Origin of the sequence: Brevundimonas sp. (genome assembly GCF_032017145.1) — a bacterium.
GTDB lineage: Bacteria > Pseudomonadota > Alphaproteobacteria > Caulobacterales > Caulobacteraceae > Brevundimonas.
The window spans coordinates 14,455-31,049 of record NZ_DALZQC010000013.1; the positions used below are offsets into that span (position 1 = coordinate 14,455).

17 protein-coding genes and 1 other RNA gene are annotated in these 16,595 nt (G+C 68.3%); 10 read left to right on the forward strand and 8 right to left on the reverse strand.

Features of this window, described 5'->3' with window-relative positions; translation table 11 throughout:
- Nucleotides 1–95 precede the first annotated feature (95 nt).
- The 5 genes from purL to RTU05_RS03955 all read left to right on the forward strand — a co-directional run bounded on the left by purL (nucleotide 96) and on the right by RTU05_RS03955 (nucleotide 5,940).
- On the forward strand, nucleotides 96–2,324 hold the full coding sequence (gene purL / locus RTU05_RS03935; protein ID WP_312595902.1) for a phosphoribosylformylglycinamidine synthase subunit PurL: 2,229 nt from the start codon (nucleotides 96–98) through the stop codon (nucleotides 2,322–2,324).
- 61 nt (nucleotides 2,325–2,385) lie between these two features.
- Nucleotides 2,386–2,733, forward strand: coding sequence for a DUF305 domain-containing protein (locus tag RTU05_RS03940; protein WP_312595904.1), 348 nt, complete (start codon nucleotides 2,386–2,388; stop codon nucleotides 2,731–2,733).
- Between the two features lie 65 nt (nucleotides 2,734–2,798).
- Nucleotides 2,799–3,056 (forward strand): addiction module antitoxin, encoded by a 258-nt coding sequence (locus tag RTU05_RS03945; protein ID WP_312595906.1) that lies wholly within the window; start codon nucleotides 2,799–2,801, stop codon nucleotides 3,054–3,056.
- 347 nt (nucleotides 3,057–3,403) lie between these two features.
- A complete protein-coding gene (locus RTU05_RS03950) occupies nucleotides 3,404–4,792 on the forward strand; it encodes a cytochrome P450 (protein ID WP_312595908.1) in 1,389 nt (462 codons plus the stop codon).
- 71 nt (nucleotides 4,793–4,863) lie between these two features.
- The gene (locus tag RTU05_RS03955) at nucleotides 4,864–5,940 is read left to right on the forward strand and encodes a glycosyltransferase family 4 protein (protein ID WP_312595910.1); all 1,077 of its coding nucleotides are present in this window, start codon (nucleotides 4,864–4,866) and stop codon (nucleotides 5,938–5,940) included.
- A 4-nt stretch (nucleotides 5,941–5,944) separates the two neighbouring features.
- On the opposite strand, the gene RTU05_RS03960 is transcribed toward RTU05_RS03955, so the two are convergent.
- Genes RTU05_RS03960 through RTU05_RS03975 form a run of 4 tightly spaced genes read right to left on the reverse strand, consistent with a single transcriptional unit; the run spans nucleotide 5,945 to nucleotide 8,203 of the window.
- The gene (locus RTU05_RS03960) at nucleotides 5,945–6,766 is read right to left on the reverse strand and encodes a TIGR00282 family metallophosphoesterase (RefSeq protein WP_312595912.1); all 822 of its coding nucleotides are present in this window, start codon (nucleotides 6,764–6,766) and stop codon (nucleotides 5,945–5,947) included.
- The gene (locus RTU05_RS03965; RefSeq protein ID WP_312595914.1) at nucleotides 6,763–7,308 is read right to left on the reverse strand and encodes a 5-formyltetrahydrofolate cyclo-ligase; all 546 of its coding nucleotides are present in this window, start codon (nucleotides 7,306–7,308) and stop codon (nucleotides 6,763–6,765) included. Before RTU05_RS03965 ends, RTU05_RS03960 begins: the two co-directional genes overlap by 4 nt.
- A complete protein-coding gene (locus RTU05_RS03970; RefSeq protein ID WP_312595916.1) occupies nucleotides 7,305–7,784 on the reverse strand; it encodes an RES family NAD+ phosphorylase in 480 nt (159 codons plus the stop codon). Before RTU05_RS03970 ends, RTU05_RS03965 begins: the two co-directional genes overlap by 4 nt.
- A complete protein-coding gene (locus tag RTU05_RS03975; RefSeq protein ID WP_312595918.1) occupies nucleotides 7,781–8,203 on the reverse strand; it encodes an antitoxin Xre/MbcA/ParS toxin-binding domain-containing protein in 423 nt (140 codons plus the stop codon). The genes RTU05_RS03970 and RTU05_RS03975 overlap by 4 nt, the downstream gene beginning before the upstream one ends.
- On the opposite strand from RTU05_RS03975, the gene RTU05_RS03980 reads away from it, so the two are divergent.
- Nucleotides 8,202–8,333 carry a hypothetical protein gene (locus RTU05_RS03980; protein ID WP_312595920.1) on the forward strand — a complete coding sequence of 44 codons (132 nt, stop codon included), beginning with the start codon at nucleotides 8,202–8,204 and terminating at the stop codon, nucleotides 8,331–8,333. The two genes, RTU05_RS03975 and RTU05_RS03980, sit on opposite strands and share 2 nt — an antisense overlap.
- Before the next feature lie 20 nt (nucleotides 8,334–8,353).
- Here the strand turns inward: RTU05_RS03980 and ssrS are convergent.
- From ssrS to RTU05_RS03995, 3 genes are all read right to left on the reverse strand, one after another.
- Nucleotides 8,354–8,514: non-coding RNA, 6S RNA (gene ssrS, locus RTU05_RS03985), on the reverse strand.
- Nucleotides 8,515–8,566: 52 nt separating this feature from the next.
- Nucleotides 8,567–8,884 (reverse strand): cell division protein ZapA, encoded by a 318-nt coding sequence (locus tag RTU05_RS03990; RefSeq protein ID WP_312595922.1) that lies wholly within the window; start codon nucleotides 8,882–8,884, stop codon nucleotides 8,567–8,569.
- Nucleotides 8,884–9,150 carry a hypothetical protein gene (locus RTU05_RS03995; RefSeq protein WP_312595924.1) on the reverse strand — a complete coding sequence of 89 codons (267 nt, stop codon included), beginning with the start codon at nucleotides 9,148–9,150 and terminating at the stop codon, nucleotides 8,884–8,886. The genes RTU05_RS03990 and RTU05_RS03995 overlap by 1 nt, the downstream gene beginning before the upstream one ends.
- Before the next feature lie 96 nt (nucleotides 9,151–9,246).
- Here RTU05_RS03995 and tkt point away from each other — a divergent pair, with 96 nt between their 5' ends.
- The 4 genes from tkt (at nucleotide 9,247) to RTU05_RS04015 (ending at nucleotide 15,151) form a co-directional block, all read left to right on the forward strand.
- Nucleotides 9,247–11,238, forward strand: a complete 1,992-nt coding sequence (gene tkt / locus RTU05_RS04000) for a transketolase (RefSeq protein ID WP_312595926.1) — start codon at nucleotides 9,247–9,249, stop codon at nucleotides 11,236–11,238.
- 152 nt (nucleotides 11,239–11,390) lie between these two features.
- Nucleotides 11,391–12,590 carry a formate-dependent phosphoribosylglycinamide formyltransferase gene (gene purT / locus RTU05_RS04005; protein ID WP_312595956.1) on the forward strand — a complete coding sequence of 400 codons (1,200 nt, stop codon included), beginning with the start codon at nucleotides 11,391–11,393 and terminating at the stop codon, nucleotides 12,588–12,590.
- 247 nt (nucleotides 12,591–12,837) lie between these two features.
- On the forward strand, nucleotides 12,838–14,925 hold the full coding sequence (locus RTU05_RS04010; RefSeq protein WP_312595928.1) for a carbon starvation CstA family protein: 2,088 nt from the start codon (nucleotides 12,838–12,840) through the stop codon (nucleotides 14,923–14,925).
- Nucleotides 14,918–15,151 (forward strand): YbdD/YjiX family protein, encoded by a 234-nt coding sequence (locus RTU05_RS04015; RefSeq protein ID WP_312595930.1) that lies wholly within the window; start codon nucleotides 14,918–14,920, stop codon nucleotides 15,149–15,151. Before RTU05_RS04010 ends, RTU05_RS04015 begins: the two co-directional genes overlap by 8 nt.
- Before the next feature lie 158 nt (nucleotides 15,152–15,309).
- Here RTU05_RS04015 and RTU05_RS04020 read toward each other — a convergent pair whose 3' ends face one another.
- Nucleotides 15,310–16,578 carry a S41 family peptidase gene (locus RTU05_RS04020; RefSeq protein WP_312595932.1) on the reverse strand — a complete coding sequence of 423 codons (1,269 nt, stop codon included), beginning with the start codon at nucleotides 16,576–16,578 and terminating at the stop codon, nucleotides 15,310–15,312.
- Between the last annotated feature and the right edge of the window lie 17 nt (nucleotides 16,579–16,595).

Sequence of the window (16,595 nt, forward strand, 5' to 3'; positions counted from 1 at the left end):
TGTCGCCGGAATCAACCGCTCGCGATGGTCGATGTTCCCCGTTCTTGCGCCGGGCGGGCTGACATTCGGCGCATCTGCGGCTAGAAGCGCCGCCCATGAGCGCTCCTGAAAAGACCCCCCAGAAGTCGATGGCCGAACTGGCCGCCGAATACGGCCTGGCCCCGAACGAGTATCAGGTCGTCGTGGACCGATTGGGGCGCGAGCCGAACCATGTCGAACTGGGCGTCTTCTCAGTCATGTGGTCCGAGCACTGCTCCTACAAATCCTCCAAGGTCCACCTGGGCAAGTTCCCGACGACCGGCGAGCGCGTCATCTGCGGTCCGGGCGAGAATGCAGGCGTGATCGACATCGACGACGGCGACGCCTGCATCTTCAAGATGGAGAGCCACAACCACCCCAGCTTCATCGAACCCTATCAGGGCGCGGCGACGGGCGTGGGCGGCATCATGCGAGACGTCTTCACCATGGGCGCGCGCCCGGTGGCCCTGTTGAACGCCCTGCGGTTCGGCGATCCCTCGCACGAGAAGTCGAAACGTCTGGTGAAGGGCGTGGTCGCCGGCATCGGCGGCTACGGCAATTGCGTCGGCGTGCCGACGGTCGCGGGCGAGACCAACTTCCACAAGGGCTACAACGGCAACATCCTGGTCAACGCCATGTGCGTCGGCCTGGCCCGCGCCGACGAGATCTACTATTCGGCCGCGCCGGAAGCCGGCCATGACGTGGTCTATTTCGGCTCCAAGACCGGCCGCGACGGCATCCACGGCGCCACCATGTCCTCGACCGAGTTCGACGATGAGTCGGAGGCCAAACGCCCCACCGTCCAGGTCGGCGATCCCTTCGCCGAGAAGCTGTTGATCGAGGCGACGCTGGAGCTGATGGCGTCCGGCGCCGTGGCCGCCATTCAGGACATGGGCGCGGCGGGCCTGACCTCCTCGTCCGTCGAAATGGCGGGCAAGGGCGGCGTCGGGATCGAACTGAACCTCGACAAGGTGCCCCAGCGCGAAACGCGCATGACGGCCTATGAGATGATGCTGTCGGAAAGCCAGGAGCGGATGCTGGCGGTGCTGAAGCCCGGCTACGAAGACGTCGGCTATCGCATCTTCCAGAAATGGGGTCTGGACTTCGCCGTCATCGGCAAGACCACGAACACCGGCCATCTGGTGCTGACGCATCACGGCGAGACCGTCTGCGACGTGCCCCTGGCGCCCCTGTTCGACGACGCGCCCCTGTATGACCGGCCCTGGGTCCAGCCCGAGTTGCAGCCGAAACTGAGCCCCGCCGACGTCCCCGCGCCCGACAACTGGGCCGACGCGGTGATGAAGGTCGTCGCCTGCCCCGACATGGCCTCCAAACGCTGGATCTGGGAACAGTACGACCGTCACGTCATGGCCGATACGCTCCAGGATTCCTCCACCGGCGCCGATGCGGGCGTGGTGCGGGTGCATGGCACGGACAAGGGTCTGGCCGTCACCTCGGACTGCACCCCCCGCTATGTCCAGAACGATCCCTACGAGGGCGGCAAACAGGCGGTGGCCGAGGCATGGCGCAACCTGACCGCCGTGGGCAGCCGCCCCATCGCCATCACCGACAACCTGAACTTCGGCAATCCGCAACGGCCGGAGATCATGGGCCAGATCGTGCGCGCCATCGACGGCATGGCCGAGGCCTGCCGCGACCTGGTCTTCCCGGTCGTTTCGGGGAATGTGTCGCTGTATAACGAGACCAACGGCGTCGCCATTCCGCCGACCCCGACCGTGGGCGCGGTGGGCCTGTTGCCCAACTACGACGTCGTCACCGGCTTCTCCGGCATGGCCGAGGGCGATACGCTGGTCCTGATCGGCCAGACCCACGGCGAACTGGGCGCTTCGATCTATCTGCGCGAGGTCCTGGGCCGCGAGGACGGCGCCCCGCCGCCCGTCGATCTGAAGCTGGAAAAGCAGACCGGCGACTTCGTGCGCGGCCTGATCGAGGGCGGCGAACTGACCGTGGTTCACGACCTGTCCGACGGCGGGCTGATCGGCGCCGCCGTCGATCTGGTGCTGGCGTCGGACGTCGGCGTGACGCTGGACGCCTCCAGCGCCGCCCACGCCCACATCTTCCTGTTCGGGGAGGATCAGGCCCGTTATCTGGTCGCCGTGACCGACGCCGAGGCCCTGATCGCCAAGGCCCAGGCCGCCGGCCTGCACGCCTCGGTCGTCGGCCATGCGGGCGGCGACGCCTTCGCCTCCAGGGGCGACAAGGGCGAACTGTTCAGCATCCCCGTCGCCCATCTGCGCGAATGGCACGAAGGCTGGATGCCCGGCTGGATGGGCGACGCCGCATGATCCGCGTCGCCCTGCCCGTCGCCCTGGTCCTGATGCTGGGGGCGACGGCGGCGGCGATCCGGTGCAGCAGGCGCTGCGCGACGCCTCGGCCGCCAATCATGCGGCGGCGGCCCGCACCACGGCCGAAGTCGAGACGTCCCATAGCCCGGCGTCGGACGTCACGCCGGGCGACCGCGCCTTCGCGGCGTCCGAGGCCGAAATGCACCACAGGATGGCCGCTGCGTCTGGCCAGACGATCGACCAGGCCTATGTCGCCAAGATGATCGCCCACCACGAAGGCGCCGTCGCCATGGCCAAGGTCGCCCTGCGCGACAGCCGCGACCCGGCCATCCGCCGCATGGTCCAGACCGTGATCGACACCCAGACGCGTGAGATCGCCGAGATGAAGGCTTGGGCTCCGACCGACTGACGCGACGAAATCACCCCATTGCTTCGTCCTCGACACTCCTCATATTGAGGGCACAGGAGAGCGCCATGTCGACTTCCATGACCCTCAATGTTCGGGTCACCGGCCCGTTGAGTGAGTTTGTCGCGGCCAATGTGGGCGAGAACGGTGCTTATGAGAACGTCAGCGAATATGTCCGTGATCTGATCCGACGCGATCAGGAACGGGTGGAGACGGAACGGTTCGAACGACTGAAGGCCGAGCTGACGGCGGCGTTTGCAGCGCCGGAAACTCGGTATGGCCCTCTGGACGCCGAAGCCGTTTTCGCGCGTAACGCCAGACGCTGATCGTCGTGCCGGCCTTTCGCATGCAGGACGCGGCCGGCCGTCGCCTCGACGACATCTATACCTATAGACGAGACGCCTGGAGGGAGGCCCAGGCGCAGACCTACGTCCGTCGCCTGTTCGCGTGCTTCGAGGACATCGCGGCGCGCCGTGTGGCGCGGCGGCGATCCCTGCAGAGTTCGGCGTCGACGGCTTCTATGTCCGATGCCAGCATCACTACGTTTACTGGCGTCTGTCGTCCGATGGGACGGTCGGGATCGTGACGATCCTGCATGAACGGATGCATCAGATCGAGCGTTTCAGAGACGATGCGCCCGGTTGAGAGCCAGCGATTTCAAGGAGGAGCGTCCATGGACGCGACGGCCGCCGAAATCTTTCGTCCCGCGATACCGCCTCGACGGGCGGGCAAGCCCCTGTCGTTGCTGCCCTTCCTATGGGTCAGTTGGCGCGATCCGATCCGGATGTGGTCGCAGCGGCATTTCACCGAGCCGCAGATCTACGGTCACTCGGCCTTTGGCGAGGTTCTGGTGGTCAGCCATCCCGAGGGCGTGCGGCATGTCCTGACCGAAAACGCCGCCAACTATGAGAAGGGCGAACTGCAGAAGCGGGTGCTGGGTCCAATGCTGGCCGAGGGCTTGCTGCTGACCGAGGGCGACAAATGGCGCCGCGCCCGGCGCATCCTGGCGCCCCTGTTCACCCCGGCGAAGATGGCCACGCTGAACGCGCGCATGGCCGAGGTCTGCCATGCCCGCGTCGCCGCCTGGTCGCTGTCGGCGCGAGGACGGGTGCTGGATATCGACAGTGAGATGTCGGGCCTGACCTTCGACATCCTGTCGGCCACCATGTTTTCGGACGAACTGGGCGGAGAGGCGCGTGGGTTCGAGCGGGCGCTGAACCAGTTCCTGGCCAATGGCGCGCGCATCGACCCGCTGGATGTTCTGGGCGCCCCGGACTGGGCGCCGCGTCTGGGGCGGGTGGCCAGCTTCCGCTCGGCCCGGTTCTTCGAACAGCGGGTGACGCGGCTGGTCGAGGCGCGCCGGACGCACATCCAGGCGGGCGACGCCCCGCCCGCCGACCTGCTCAGCGCCCTTCTGCTGGCCACGGACGAAAACGGCGGGGCGGGTCTGTCGGACGCGGAGGTGGCCTCCAACATCCTGACCTTCATCCTGGCGGGGCATGAAACGACGGCGCGCGCCCTGGGGTGGGTGCTGCATCTTCTGTCGCGTCAGCCGGAGTATCTGGTCCGGGTGCAGGCCGAGGCGGACCAGTTCGACGTCGCCGATCCCAAATGGGCCGAGGCCCTGCCCTGGACCCGCGCGGTTCTGGAAGAGACGATGCGCCTGTTCCCGCCCGCCCCGACCATGGCGCGCAAGGCGCTGGCGAACGACGAGATCGGGGGCCAGAAGATCAAGGCCGGCGCGACGGTGATCGTCTCCCCGTGGATCCTGCAACGCCACACCCTGCTGTGGGACGATCCGGACGCCTTCAAACCCGAACGCTTCCTGCCCGAACATCGCAAGGCCGTCGACCGCTACGCCTACATCCCCTTCAGCGCCGGGCCGCGCGTCTGCATCGGCGCGGCCTTCGCCCTGCAGGAGGCGATGATCGCCTTGGCCGCCATCCTGCGCGTGGCCGATGTGGAGCCCCTGACGACCGCCGAACCCCGCCCCGTCCACCAGATCACCCTGCGCAGCCGCGAACCGATGCGACTGCGGCTAAGGGCGCGGCGCAAGGGCTGAGCGACGCCCGTCGCCGTTCCGCCACGGATGAGCGATAGAGGATCATCGCCCTTCAACGGACCCGTTTCCCTTTGCGCGTCGCCATCCTCCTGCCGCCCGGATGCCGGTTCTCGGAAGCCCAGCCGAACTCGATGGAGACGGTGGTGCGCACCCTGGCAGGCGCGGATCTAGGAGCTGAGACGCGCATCTTCTGCTGCGCCGGGGCGAACGATCACAATGCCGAAGGCGTTGACGTCCTGCCAGTCGGCCACCGGCGGATGGAGACCCTGATCGCGCGGCTGCGCGCCTTTGGCCCCGACGCGATCGAACATCATCAGCAGGTCAAACAGGCGCTGGCGGTGCAGACCGCCCTGCCCGCGGCCGTGCATCTGCTCTATCGCCACAACGCCCTTCGAACACCGCGCCATGCGCTGGACGTTTGGCGCTATCGGGCGCGTTATCGGAGAGTGGACGGCCTGGTCTTCGTCAGCCAGGCCGAACGCGACGCCTTCGTCGGCGCCTTCCCGGAGATGGGGGCCAGCGCCTTCGCCGTGCCCAACCCCATCGACGCCGGCCAATGGCTGGCGTCACCCGAGGATCGACAGCCGGTCATCGCTTTCGCCGGGCGCGCCATGGTCGAAAAGGGCGTCGATGCGCTGTGCGCCGCCCTGCCCGCCGTGCTGGACGCCCATCCCGATTGGCGCGCCGTCCTGATGCTGAACGATTGGGACGATCACGCCCCGTGGGCCGCCCGCCACGTCGCGCCGCTGGCGCGATATGGCGACCGGGTGGAGGTTCTGAAGTCCGCCCCCTTGGCCGAGGTTCGGCGGCGGATGCAGTCGGCGGCCATCGCCTTGACGCCTTCGGTGTGGGACGAGCCGTTCGGCCTGACAGCCATCGAGGCCCATGCGGCGGGCGCGGCCCTGATCTCGTCTGGTCGCGGGGGTCTGCGCGAGGCCAGCGGGCCGCACGCCCTGTATGTCGATGCGGTGACGCCTGGGACGCTGTCGACGGCGATGGATCGGCTGATCCGAAATCCCGCCGAACGGCTGGCCCTGGCGCGCGGCGGCCAAGCCTATGTGCTGGAGGCCCACACGCCCCAGCGGCGCGCGGCCGAGCTGAACGCGGTCAGGCGCAGCCTGGTCGAGCGTCGCCGGATCGCCGCCTGAGCGGTCAGACCACCGGCACGGCCTGGGACAGCCGCCCGCCGACCCGGATTGGCTCGACGCGCGTCGCCAATCCCGTCCGGTCGTCCGTCTCGACGAAGACGCCGCAGATGGTCGCCGGACCCGAGGCCGGGGTGTAGCGCCCGCCCGAGATGCGCGTGGTGAAGCGCCGCAGCGGCTCTTCCTTCTCGTTGCCGATGACGCTGTCGTAGTCGCAGCAGCCCCCGGCGTCGGTCTGATAGGCCGTGCCGCCCGGCAGGATCTGGCAGTCGGCGGTCGGGACGTGAGTGTGGGTGCCCACGACCAGTGACGCGCGCCCGTCGCAGAAGTGGCCCATGGCCATCTTCTCAGAGGTCGCCTCGCAATGCATGTCCACGATGACGGCGTCGGCGACGGCCCCCAGAGGGGCGGCGGCCAGTTCCCGCTCGACCGCGCCGAACGGATCATCCATCGGGTCCATATGCACCCGACCCAGCACGTTCATGACCAGAACGGTGCGGCCCGAATGGGTTTCGAACAGATTGGCGCCCGCACCCGGCGCATCCATCAGGCGCGGATAGTTGGCGGGGCGGATCAGGCGCGGCTCGCGCACGATATAGGTCAGGGCCTCGCGCTGGTCCCACGAATGGTTGCCCAGCGTCAGGCAGTCGGCGCCCGCCATGAACAGTTCGCGCGCCGTGTTCTCGGTGATGCCGAAACCGCCCGCGGCGTTCTCGGCATTGATGACCACGAAGTCGAGCTTCAGGTCGCGCTTCAGGCCCGGAAGATAGTCGCTGACGCCGTCACGGCCGGACTTGCCGATGACGTCGCCGAAAAATGCCAGTCTCATTCGAAAGCCGTATAGCCGGTCTCGGTCAGAACGCCATGCAGTCGGATGTCGTGATCTTCCAGCACCAGCCGTTCGACCGCCTGTCCGGCGTAGGCGTAGCCGATGCGGATGGCGTCCGGGCGCGCGGCGAAGGTGCGGTCATAATAGCCCCCGCCCTGGCCCAGCCGCCCGCCGAAAGGGTCAAAGGCCAGAAGCGGCGTCAGGATCAGATCGGGATCGACCTTCTGGGCCAACGGCAGGGGCGCGGGGCATCCGGCGGCGTCCAGCTCCAGCGGCTCGCCCGGCGACCAGGCGCGAAAGATCATCGGGGCATCCCGTTCCAGGACCACCGGCAGGCACAGACGACGCCCCGCCGCCTCCAGCGCCACGGCCAAGGCGTCGGTGTCCAGCTCCGACCCCATCGCGCGGTAGAGGGCCACAACCTCACCCTCCGGCAGCCGGTCCGCATGGTCGGCGGCGCGGGCCGCCGCCTCTGGGTCCAGCCCGGCCAGGTGCTTGCGGCGCGCGCGCATGTCCGCACGCTGTTGGGACTTGTCGCTCATGGAAACAGTCTCGCGTCCCAATAGACGGGGATGTTCAGCCCGGTCGTGATCCGCGCGAACTCGGCGTGGGCGGGATTGATCAGGATATTGCTGTCCAGCCGCGCCACGACGGAGGGCACGATCAGGATCAACGACCGCGCCGATCCGTGCCATTCGCAGCCGAAAGCGCGGCTGACCGCGCCATTCGCCAGATCCCAGCCCGGATGGGCAGCGGGCTGAAACACCTCGTAACTGACGCCTGCGGGGATGGCGATCTCGACGTAGTGCTGGTTCGGCGGCAGGGCGCCGGAGCCGTGGACCAGCTTCTCCAGCAGGGTGGTGGAATAGTGTTGCGCCGCATAGATCAGCGGATGGGTCGGGTCATTCCAGCGGCCTGGATTGATAGTCGATCCTGTGGCGTCGAAGATCGGATAGGCCCCCGCCGGATCGCCGATCCGATAGGCGGTCAGCCCCTTGTCCAGCCGCTGGGCCGTCAAGCCGCCGAGCCGTAGCGCAGCCGACCCAGAATATCGCACACCAGTTCGGCGCCCAGCTCGCTGCCGATGGCCACCGTCATCGGGGCTTGATTTTCCAGCATGGCGTGAGGGCGGAACAGGAAGCCGCGCGCCGCGACATCGCTGCCCCAGACCGCCACCGCCTCAGCCCAGACGCGGGCGACACGGGCGACACGCTCGCTGGCGGAGGGAGAAAGGACGCCGGACTTGTTCCGGGCCGCCGTGGCGCGCGGCACGACCTTGTGACGGAAGCCGTTGTCGTCGGGGCTGACGGCGTCGGCCACCAGCGTCAGGGCGCGGGTCGGCAGACCGGCGCTGACGGATCGGGCCAGATCCATGGGCGAAATGCTGGCGGCGTCCTTGACCCCCAGTACATAGGCGACAGTGGAATAGTCAGACATGACCGACCTCGCTCAACATAGACACGATGTCGTCTCGCATGAGACGTTTGTCAATGACGGCAAGCCGATGTGGCTGAGCGGGATCACGCACACGCGCTCAAGCAGCGCGCCGCCGCGCGGCGAGCGTTAGCGCCAAAAAGAATGAGAGGTGGCGGCGCCGCGCGAACCGTGAAGAACGTTTAAATCCTCTCGACCTGGGTAGCCAGGTGGGCTCCATATGCCCAGGCCCTCGAGCCCGGACAGGGACAGATCCCGTAGAGTGAATTAAGGTCAGAAGGATATGTTGTCTTCGACGTGAGCCGCAGCATGACCCGCCGCCGGACAAGATAGGCCCTTGCGGCGAGACACGCCAGCGGCCCGGCCTCAGATATTTTGAGCGATCTTCTCGATCCGGGCGGCGACGGCATTCAGGGCCTCGGCGACCCCATCGGTCGCGGCGGGCGCGGGCGCAGCGGCGCCGGGCGTCTTTCCCCCGCCCAGGCGGGCTTCGTGCAACTCGTCGGCCAGGATCAGGGCCGACATCAGAAACAGGCGCAGGTCGCCGACCTGACCGACGTCCTGGGCCACGGCGCGAACCTGATTGTCGAACTGTTTGGCCAGGATGCGGACCCGTTCCTCCTGACCATCCGCGCAGCCCACCGCATAGGGGCGGCCGTTCACCTCAACCGTCACCGTCGCCATCAGCGGTCCTCGCCTTCGGTCATGTCCTGGGCCTCTTCCAGAACCTCGCGCACGGCCTCGGCCGCGCGACCCAGGGCCTCGGACGCCTCGCGGCCCGCGGCCTCCAACTCGGCGACGCGCGCATCCGCGGGGCGGGGCGCGAACAGGTCGTCATCCGCCACGGCGGGCGCCGAGGCGGGGCGCGCCTTCAGATCCAGGATCTTGCGTTCGAGGTCGGCCAGGGCGCGGTCGATGCGCGCCCGTGCGGCCGTGGTGGCGTCTGCCATCGGTCGCTCCTTGCAAATTGCGTATAGAACCCGAGGACGCGCCGGGGTAAAGCGGCGCCGCCTCTTAAATTCCGCATCGTTCGAAAGGTCTCCGCCGTGACCGACGCCAAATCCGCACCCAAGGCCACCCCCGAACAGATGGCCAACGCCATCCGCGTCCTCGCGATGGACGGCGTGGAAAAGGCCAAGTCGGGACACCCCGGCATGCCGATGGGGATGGCCGACGTCGCGACGGTGCTGTTTTCCAAGTTCCTGAAGTTCGACGCTTCGCGCCCCGACTGGGCCGACCGCGACCGCTTCATCCTGTCGGCGGGCCACGGCTCGATGCTGATCTACGCCCTGCTGCACCTGACCGGCTACAAGGCCGCGACCAAGGAAGAGCTGTCCAACTTCCGTCAGTGGGGCTCCAAGACCGCCGGCCACCCTGAGTATGGCCATATGCCGGGCGTCGAGGTCACCACCGGCCCGCTGGGTCAGGGTCTGGCCACCTCGGTCGGTTTCGCCATGGCCGAGCGTCATCTGGCCGCCAAATACGGCGACGACCTGGTCGACCACCGCACCTGGGTCATCGCCGGCGACGGCTGCCTGATGGAGGGCGTGTCGCAGGAAGCCATCGCCTTAGCCGGCCGCTACAAGCTGAACAAGCTGACCGTGCTTTGGGACGACAACGAGATCACCATCGACGGCAAGGTCTCGCTGTCGGACGCCGTCGACCAGAAGGCGCGCTTCAAGGCCGCGGGCTGGGCGGTCAAGGCCGTGGACGGCCACGACATGAAGGCGATCAAGTCGGCGATGCAGTGGGCGATCCGCCAGGACAAGCCCGTCCTGCTGGCCTGCAAGACCAAGATCGGCAAGGGCGCCGCCACCATGGAAGGCAGCCACAAGACCCATGGCGCGGCCCTGGGCGCCGCCGAGATCGCCGCCACCCGCCTTGGCCTAGCCTGGGATCACGACCCGTTCGAAATGCCCGAAACCATCCTGTCGGCCTGGCATAAGGTCGGCCGTCGCGGATCCAAGGACCGCAAGAAGTGGGAGGCCCGCCTCGCCGCCTCGCCCCAGGCCGCCGACTTCACCCGCGCCATGAAGGGCGACCTGCCCGAGGCCGCCTTCGACGCCCTGAACGCCAAGATCGCCGAACTGATCGAGACCAAGCCCGCACAGGCCACGCGACAGTCGTCGGGCGCCGCGCTGGACGAACTGTTCGCCGCCATTCCCGAGTTGGTCGGCGGTTCGGCCGACCTGACCGGATCGAACAACACCTTCGTCAAGGGCACGCCGATCCTGGATGCGCCGACCTATGAGGGGCGCTACGTCAACTGGGGCATCCGCGAGTTCGGCATGGCGGCGGCCATGAACGGCCTGGCGCTGCACGGCGGGGTCATCCCCTATGGCGGCACCTTCATGGTGTTTTCGGATTACAGCCGTCCGGCCATTCGCCTCGGCGCCCTGATGGGGGTCCGCGCCATCCACGTTCTGACGCACGACAGCATCGGTCTGGGCGAAGACGGCCCGACCCACCAGCCGGTCGAACATCTGGCGGCCCTGCGCGCCATTCCGAACCTGCTGGTCTTCCGACCCGCCGACACGGTCGAGGCGATGGAGTGCTGGCAGATCGCGCTTCAGACCAAGACCGCGCCCTCGGCCCTGGCCCTGTCGCGCCAGAAGACCCCGGCCGTCCGCACCGTCGCCGCGTCGGAAAACCTGTCCGCCAAGGGCGCCTATGAGATCAAGGCCGCGAACGGCGAGGCCAAGGTCACCCTGTTCGGCACCGGCACGGAACTGGCCCTGGCGCTGGATGCTGCGGCAAGCCTGGAAGCCGAAGGCACGCCCACCCGCGTCGTCTCGGTCCCCTCGTTCGAACTGTTCGAGCAACAGGACGCCGCCTATCAGGCCGCCATCATCGGCCGCGGCACCGTGCGCGTGGCGGTGGAAGCCGCCATCAAACAGGGCTGGGAACGGTTCATCGGCGAAGACGGCGCCTTCATCGGCATGTCCAGCTTCGGCGCCTCGGCCCCGGCCGGAGTCCTGTACGAGAAGTTCGGCATCACCTCGGATGCCGTGGTCGCGGCGGTCAAGGCCCGGCTGTAATTCTCCGTCTCCTCCCTGTTCGCGCAGCGAATGGGGAGGTGGCTCGCAGCGAAGCGGAGAGACGGAGGGGCTCTTTCGGCGCCCAGAACCCCTCCACCGCTTCGCGGTCCCCCTCCCCGCTGGCGCGGGGGGGACACAGGCGCCGGAGACTGATCACCATGAAACTCGGCACCCCGCTTTCCGACACCGCCGTGCGCGTCATGCTGCTGGGCGCGGGCGAACTGGGCAAGGAGGTCGCTATCGAGTTGCAGCGGCTGGGCTGCGAGGTGATCGCGGTGGACCGCTATCCCAACGCCCCGGCCATGCAGGTGGCGCATCGCAGCCACGTCATCCCCATGACCGACGCCCAGGTGCTGAACGGCGTCATCCTGGCCGAGGCCCCGCACATCATCGTGCCCGAGATCGAGGCCATCGCCACCGAGGTTCTGGCCGATATCGAGGCGGCGGGCATGGCGCGGGTCGTGCCCACCGCCCGCGCGGTGCAGCTGACCATGAACCGCGAGGGCATCCGCAAGCTGGCGGCGGAAACCCTGGGCCTGCCCACCAGCCCCTACGCCTTCGCAGGCTCTGCCGAAGAACTGGCGGCAGGGGCCGAGACGGTCGGCTATCCCAATTTCGTCAAGCCGGTCATGTCGTCGTCCGGCAAGGGGCAGTCGTTCGTCGAGAACCCCGACGAAATCGCCGACGCCTGGACCTATGCCCAGGAAGGCGGCCGTGTCTCTGGGGCCCGCGTCATCGTCGAGGGGCGGATCGACTTCGACTTCGAGATCACCCTGCTGACCGTGCGTTCGCTGCGCGACGGCGTGGTCGTCACCGACTTCTGCGCCCCCATCGGCCACCGTCAGGTCAAGGGCGACTATGTCGAGAGCTGGCAGCCCCAGGCCATGAGCGCGGGCGCCCTGGCCGCCTCGCAGGACATCGCCGCCAAGGTGACGGAGGCGCTGGGCGGTCTTGGCGTCTTCGGCGTCGAACTGTTCGTCAAGGGCGATCAGGTCTGGTTCTCCGAGGTCTCGCCCCGTCCGCACGACACCGGCCTGGTCACCCTGGCCAGCCAGACCATGAGCGAGTTCGCCCTGCACGCCCGCGCCATCCTGGGCCTGCCTGTCGATGTGACCCAACGCGAGCCCGCCGCCAGCGCGGTCATCTATGGCGGCATGGAGGCGCAAGGCGTGGCCTTCGAGGGCATGGCCGAGGCCCTGTCGGTCGCCACCGCCGACCTGCGCCTGTTCGGCAAGCCCGAAGCCTTCGAGCGCCGCCGCATGGGCGTGGCGACGGCGCGCGGCGCCGACACCGACCAGGCACGCGAACGCGCGCGCGAAGCCGCGGGGCGCGTGAAGGTCGTTCGGGGCTGACGCCTACCGTCTCCTCCCCATGAAATGGGGAGGGGGACCGCGAAGCGGTGGAGGGGCTCCTGAAGTCCCACAGGCGCCGGTGATGCGGTGAAGAACCCCTCCGTCACGGCGCTAAGATGCGCCGCGCCACCTCCCCGCTCCGCAGGGAGGAGACGTCTTTCTACGACTTTGGTCGATTGGCCTTGTCCCGCATTGTGGTGCAAACCATGGGCGAGGGCCGCGATCAGTCGGCCGGGAGGGATCTGTCGTGGGCAAGCTAAGCACACCCATAATCTTCGGCGCCATCGCCATCCTGGGGGCCGTGTCCCTGGGCATCATCGCCCTGCATCAGGGCGAGAGCATCAGCGCGGTCTGGATGGTGGTCGCCGCCGTCTGCACCTATGCGATCGCCTATCGGTTCTACAGCCGGTATCTGGCCAACAAGGTCATGGGATTGAACCCCGCGCGCCTCACCCCGGCCATGCGTCGCAACGACGGGCTGGACTATGTGCCGACGCCCCGGAACGTCCTGTTCGGCCACCACTTCGCCGCCATCGCCGGCGCCGGGCCGCTGGTCGGGCCGGTGCTGGCCGCCCAGATGGGCTATCTGCCCGGCGTGTTGTGGATCCTGGTCGGGGCGGTGCTGGCGGGGGCGGTTCAGGACATGATGGTCTTGTTCATGTCCACGCGCCGCGACGGCAAGTCGCTGGGCGACATGATCCGCACCGAAATGGGCAATATCCCCGGCATCATCGCCCAGGTCGGCGTCCTGATGATCATGGTCATCATCCTGGCCGTTCTGGCCCTGGTGGTGGTCAAGGCCCTGGCTGAAAGCCCGTGGGGAACCTTTACCGTCGCCGCCACCATCCCCATCGCCATCTTCATGGGCCTCTATACCCGCTTCCTGCGCCCCGGCCGCGTGGGCGAAGTGTCTGTGATCGGCGTCGTCCTGCTGATCCTGGCCATCATCGGCGGCGGCCATGTCGCGGCTGATCCCTATTGGGGCCCGGCCTTCACCCTGACCGGCCGGACCCTGGCCATCCTGATGATGGTCTATGGCTTCATCGCCTCGGTCATTCCGGTCTGGCTGCTCTTGGCGCCGCGCGACTATCTGTCGACCTTCCTGAAGATCGGCGCCATCGTGGCCCTGGCCGTCGGCATCCTGATCGTGCGTCCGCACCTGCAGATGCCCGCCATCACCCCCTTCATCGACGGCACCGGCCCGGTCTTCGCCGGCGCCCTGTTCCCCTTCCTGTTCATCACCATCGCCTGTGGCGCCGTGTCGGGCTTCCACGCCCTGATCTCGTCGGGCACCACGCCCAAGCTGCTGGAGAACGAAGCCCAGATCCCGATGATCGGCTATGGCGCCATGCTGTGCGAAAGCTTCGTCGCCGTCATGGCCCTGATCGCCGCCACCGTTCTGGACCCGGCGGTCTATTTCGCCATGAACAGCCCAGTCGCCGTGATCGGCAAGGATGCGGCCTCGGCCGCCGCCGCCGTGGCCCAGTGGGGCTTCCACATCACGCCCGGCGAGCTTGAGCAACTGGCCCGCGACGTGGGCGAGCATTCGATCCTGTCGCGCGCGGGCGGCGCCCCGACCCTGGCGGTCGGCATGGCCCACATCCTGTCCAGCGTGATCGGCGGCAAGGCCATGATGGCCTTCTGGTATCACTTCGCCATCCTGTTCGAGGCCCTGTTCATCCTGACCACCGTGGACGCCGGCACCCGCGTCTGCCGCTTCATGATCCAGGATCTGCTGGGCGTCGCCGTGCCCAAGATGCGCGAGACCAAGTCCTGGGCCGCCAACGTCGTGGCTACGGCCCTGACGGTCGGTCTGTGGGGCTATTTCCTCTATACCGGCGTGGTCGATCCGCTGGGCGGCATCAACAGCCTGTGGCCCCTGTTCGGCATCGCCAACCAGATGCTGGCGGCCGTCGCCCTGATCCTGGGGACCGTGGTCCTGTTCAAGATGAAGCGCGAGACGTTCGCCTGGGTCATGGTGGTCCCGGCCACCTGGCTGCTGATCTGCACCCTGACGGCGGGCTTCCAGAAGCTGTTCCACCCCGAGGTCCGCATCGGCTTCCTGGCCCATGCCCGCAAGTACCAGGAGGCGCTGGGCGCGGGCGAGTTGATCGCCCCGGCCAAGTCGGCGGCGGACATGCACCGGATCGTGGTCAACGACTACGTCAACTCGGCGCTGACGGCGGGCTTCCTGTTCGTGGTCATCACCATGGTCGTCTATGGCGTCCTGGCCTGCCGCAAGGCCTATCGCAACAACCGTCCGACCGTGCGCGAATATCCCGAAAGCCACGAACTGACCCCGGCCGACGAGGCCGCGGACGTGGCCCGTGCCTGACCCCGCGAACGCCGACCTGCTGTGCCTGTGCCGCGACACCGCCCTGCGGTGGGGTCGCGGCGTCAGGCGCACGGCCGGGGCCATGATCGGCCAGCCGGACTATCAGGCCTATGTCGACCACGCGGCGGCGACCCACCCGGACCAAGCGCCGCTGGACAAGACCGCCTTCTTCCGCCTGCACGAACAGCGCAGGTTCGGCGGGGCGGGCGGGTTCAAATGCTGCTGATCGCTCTTTGATCTTCCGCTCATCCCGGCGAAAGCCGGGACCCAGCGCTTTGGGCGGTCAACCCGGAGTCAGAGCGCCAGCCGCCCATCCAACGCACCCATCTTGAAAAGAACTGGGTCCCCGCTTCCGCCAGGATGACCGGGTGGAAGAGAATGATTTTAAAGCGGGCCGGGTCGGTCAGCGGCGCCGGCCCGGTCCTGGCCGCGAAGCGCGGCGATGGCGGCCTCCAGCGTCGGATCGTCGCCGGCGCGCCGCTGCGCCACGGTGCGGGGGGCGGCGATGTCCGGCGTCACCCCGCGCTTCTCCAGCCGCGTCCCGCCGGCGGTGACGAAATCCGCCCGGCTGAGCGTCAGCCGCCCGCCGTCGGGCAGATTGGTCTCCTGCGCGATCAGGACCGAGCCGCCGGTCCGTTCCCCCACCACAATGCCGCGTCGCGCCTCCTGCAGGGCCGCCGGCGTCAGCTCCGCCGCGCTGCGGCTGCCCTGATCGACCAGCACCGCGACCGGATTGGCCAGCGGATCGCGCCGGTCGCCGCAGTCGCCCGCCGCCCTCAGCACCACCGCCCGCCCGGTGCGGCCGGTCCGCGTGGCCCAGGCCTGGTTGCGCGGCAGGAAACAGGTCAGGACCGATTCCGCCTCCCACAGCCGCCCGCCCGGATTGCCGCGCAGATCAAGCACCACGTCCACATCGGGCGGCAGTCCCTCCAGCGCGCTGCCCATCCACGGCCCCAGGCCCTTGTCGAACTGTTCGACCCGCAGCACCAGGACGCCGGGCCGCGACGTATCGGCGACGAAGGGCTGGACCGCATCCATGATGCGCGGCGTCAGGATCGTCTCGCGCCGCTGGCCCGTCTCGTCGGTCAGGACCAGATGCACGGGCCGGCCGTCGAACGCCTCCACGTCCGCCCCCCACGGCTGGCCATCCACGGTGTTCAGCGCCCAACCCAGTTGTATGCCCGCCTCCTCGGCCGGCGAGCCGGGGCGAATGCGTTCGACGGTCCAGTCGTCCGGCGTCTGCCCCCGCATCAGGGTCATCCCCATCACGGCCCGACGCGCGAACTGCATGTCCTGACGCCGGACGGCCGCCGGCGGGCTGGCGGCGGCATGGCCGTCGTCCAGCAGGTCCAGCATGGCGTTCAGCACCCGGTACAGCGCCCGCTCGTCCGGCGCCGCCAGGGCCTGAGGTCGGAACTGGGTCCGCGCCGCGCGCCAGTCCACGCCATGCAATGACGGGTCGTAATAGCCGCGCCGCACCTCGTCCCACACCCGGTCGAAGACGCGCTGGTTCAACCGTTCCTGCGCACGGCTCGGCGCCACGCCTGATGCGCTGATGGCGGCCTGGGGCGCAGCGACCGCCGCAGCCGCAGACCCCAGGGGCAGACCCAGCAACACGACGCCGAACAGGCGAGACGAAAGAGACAGACGCATGGGTCGCATCTGACCTC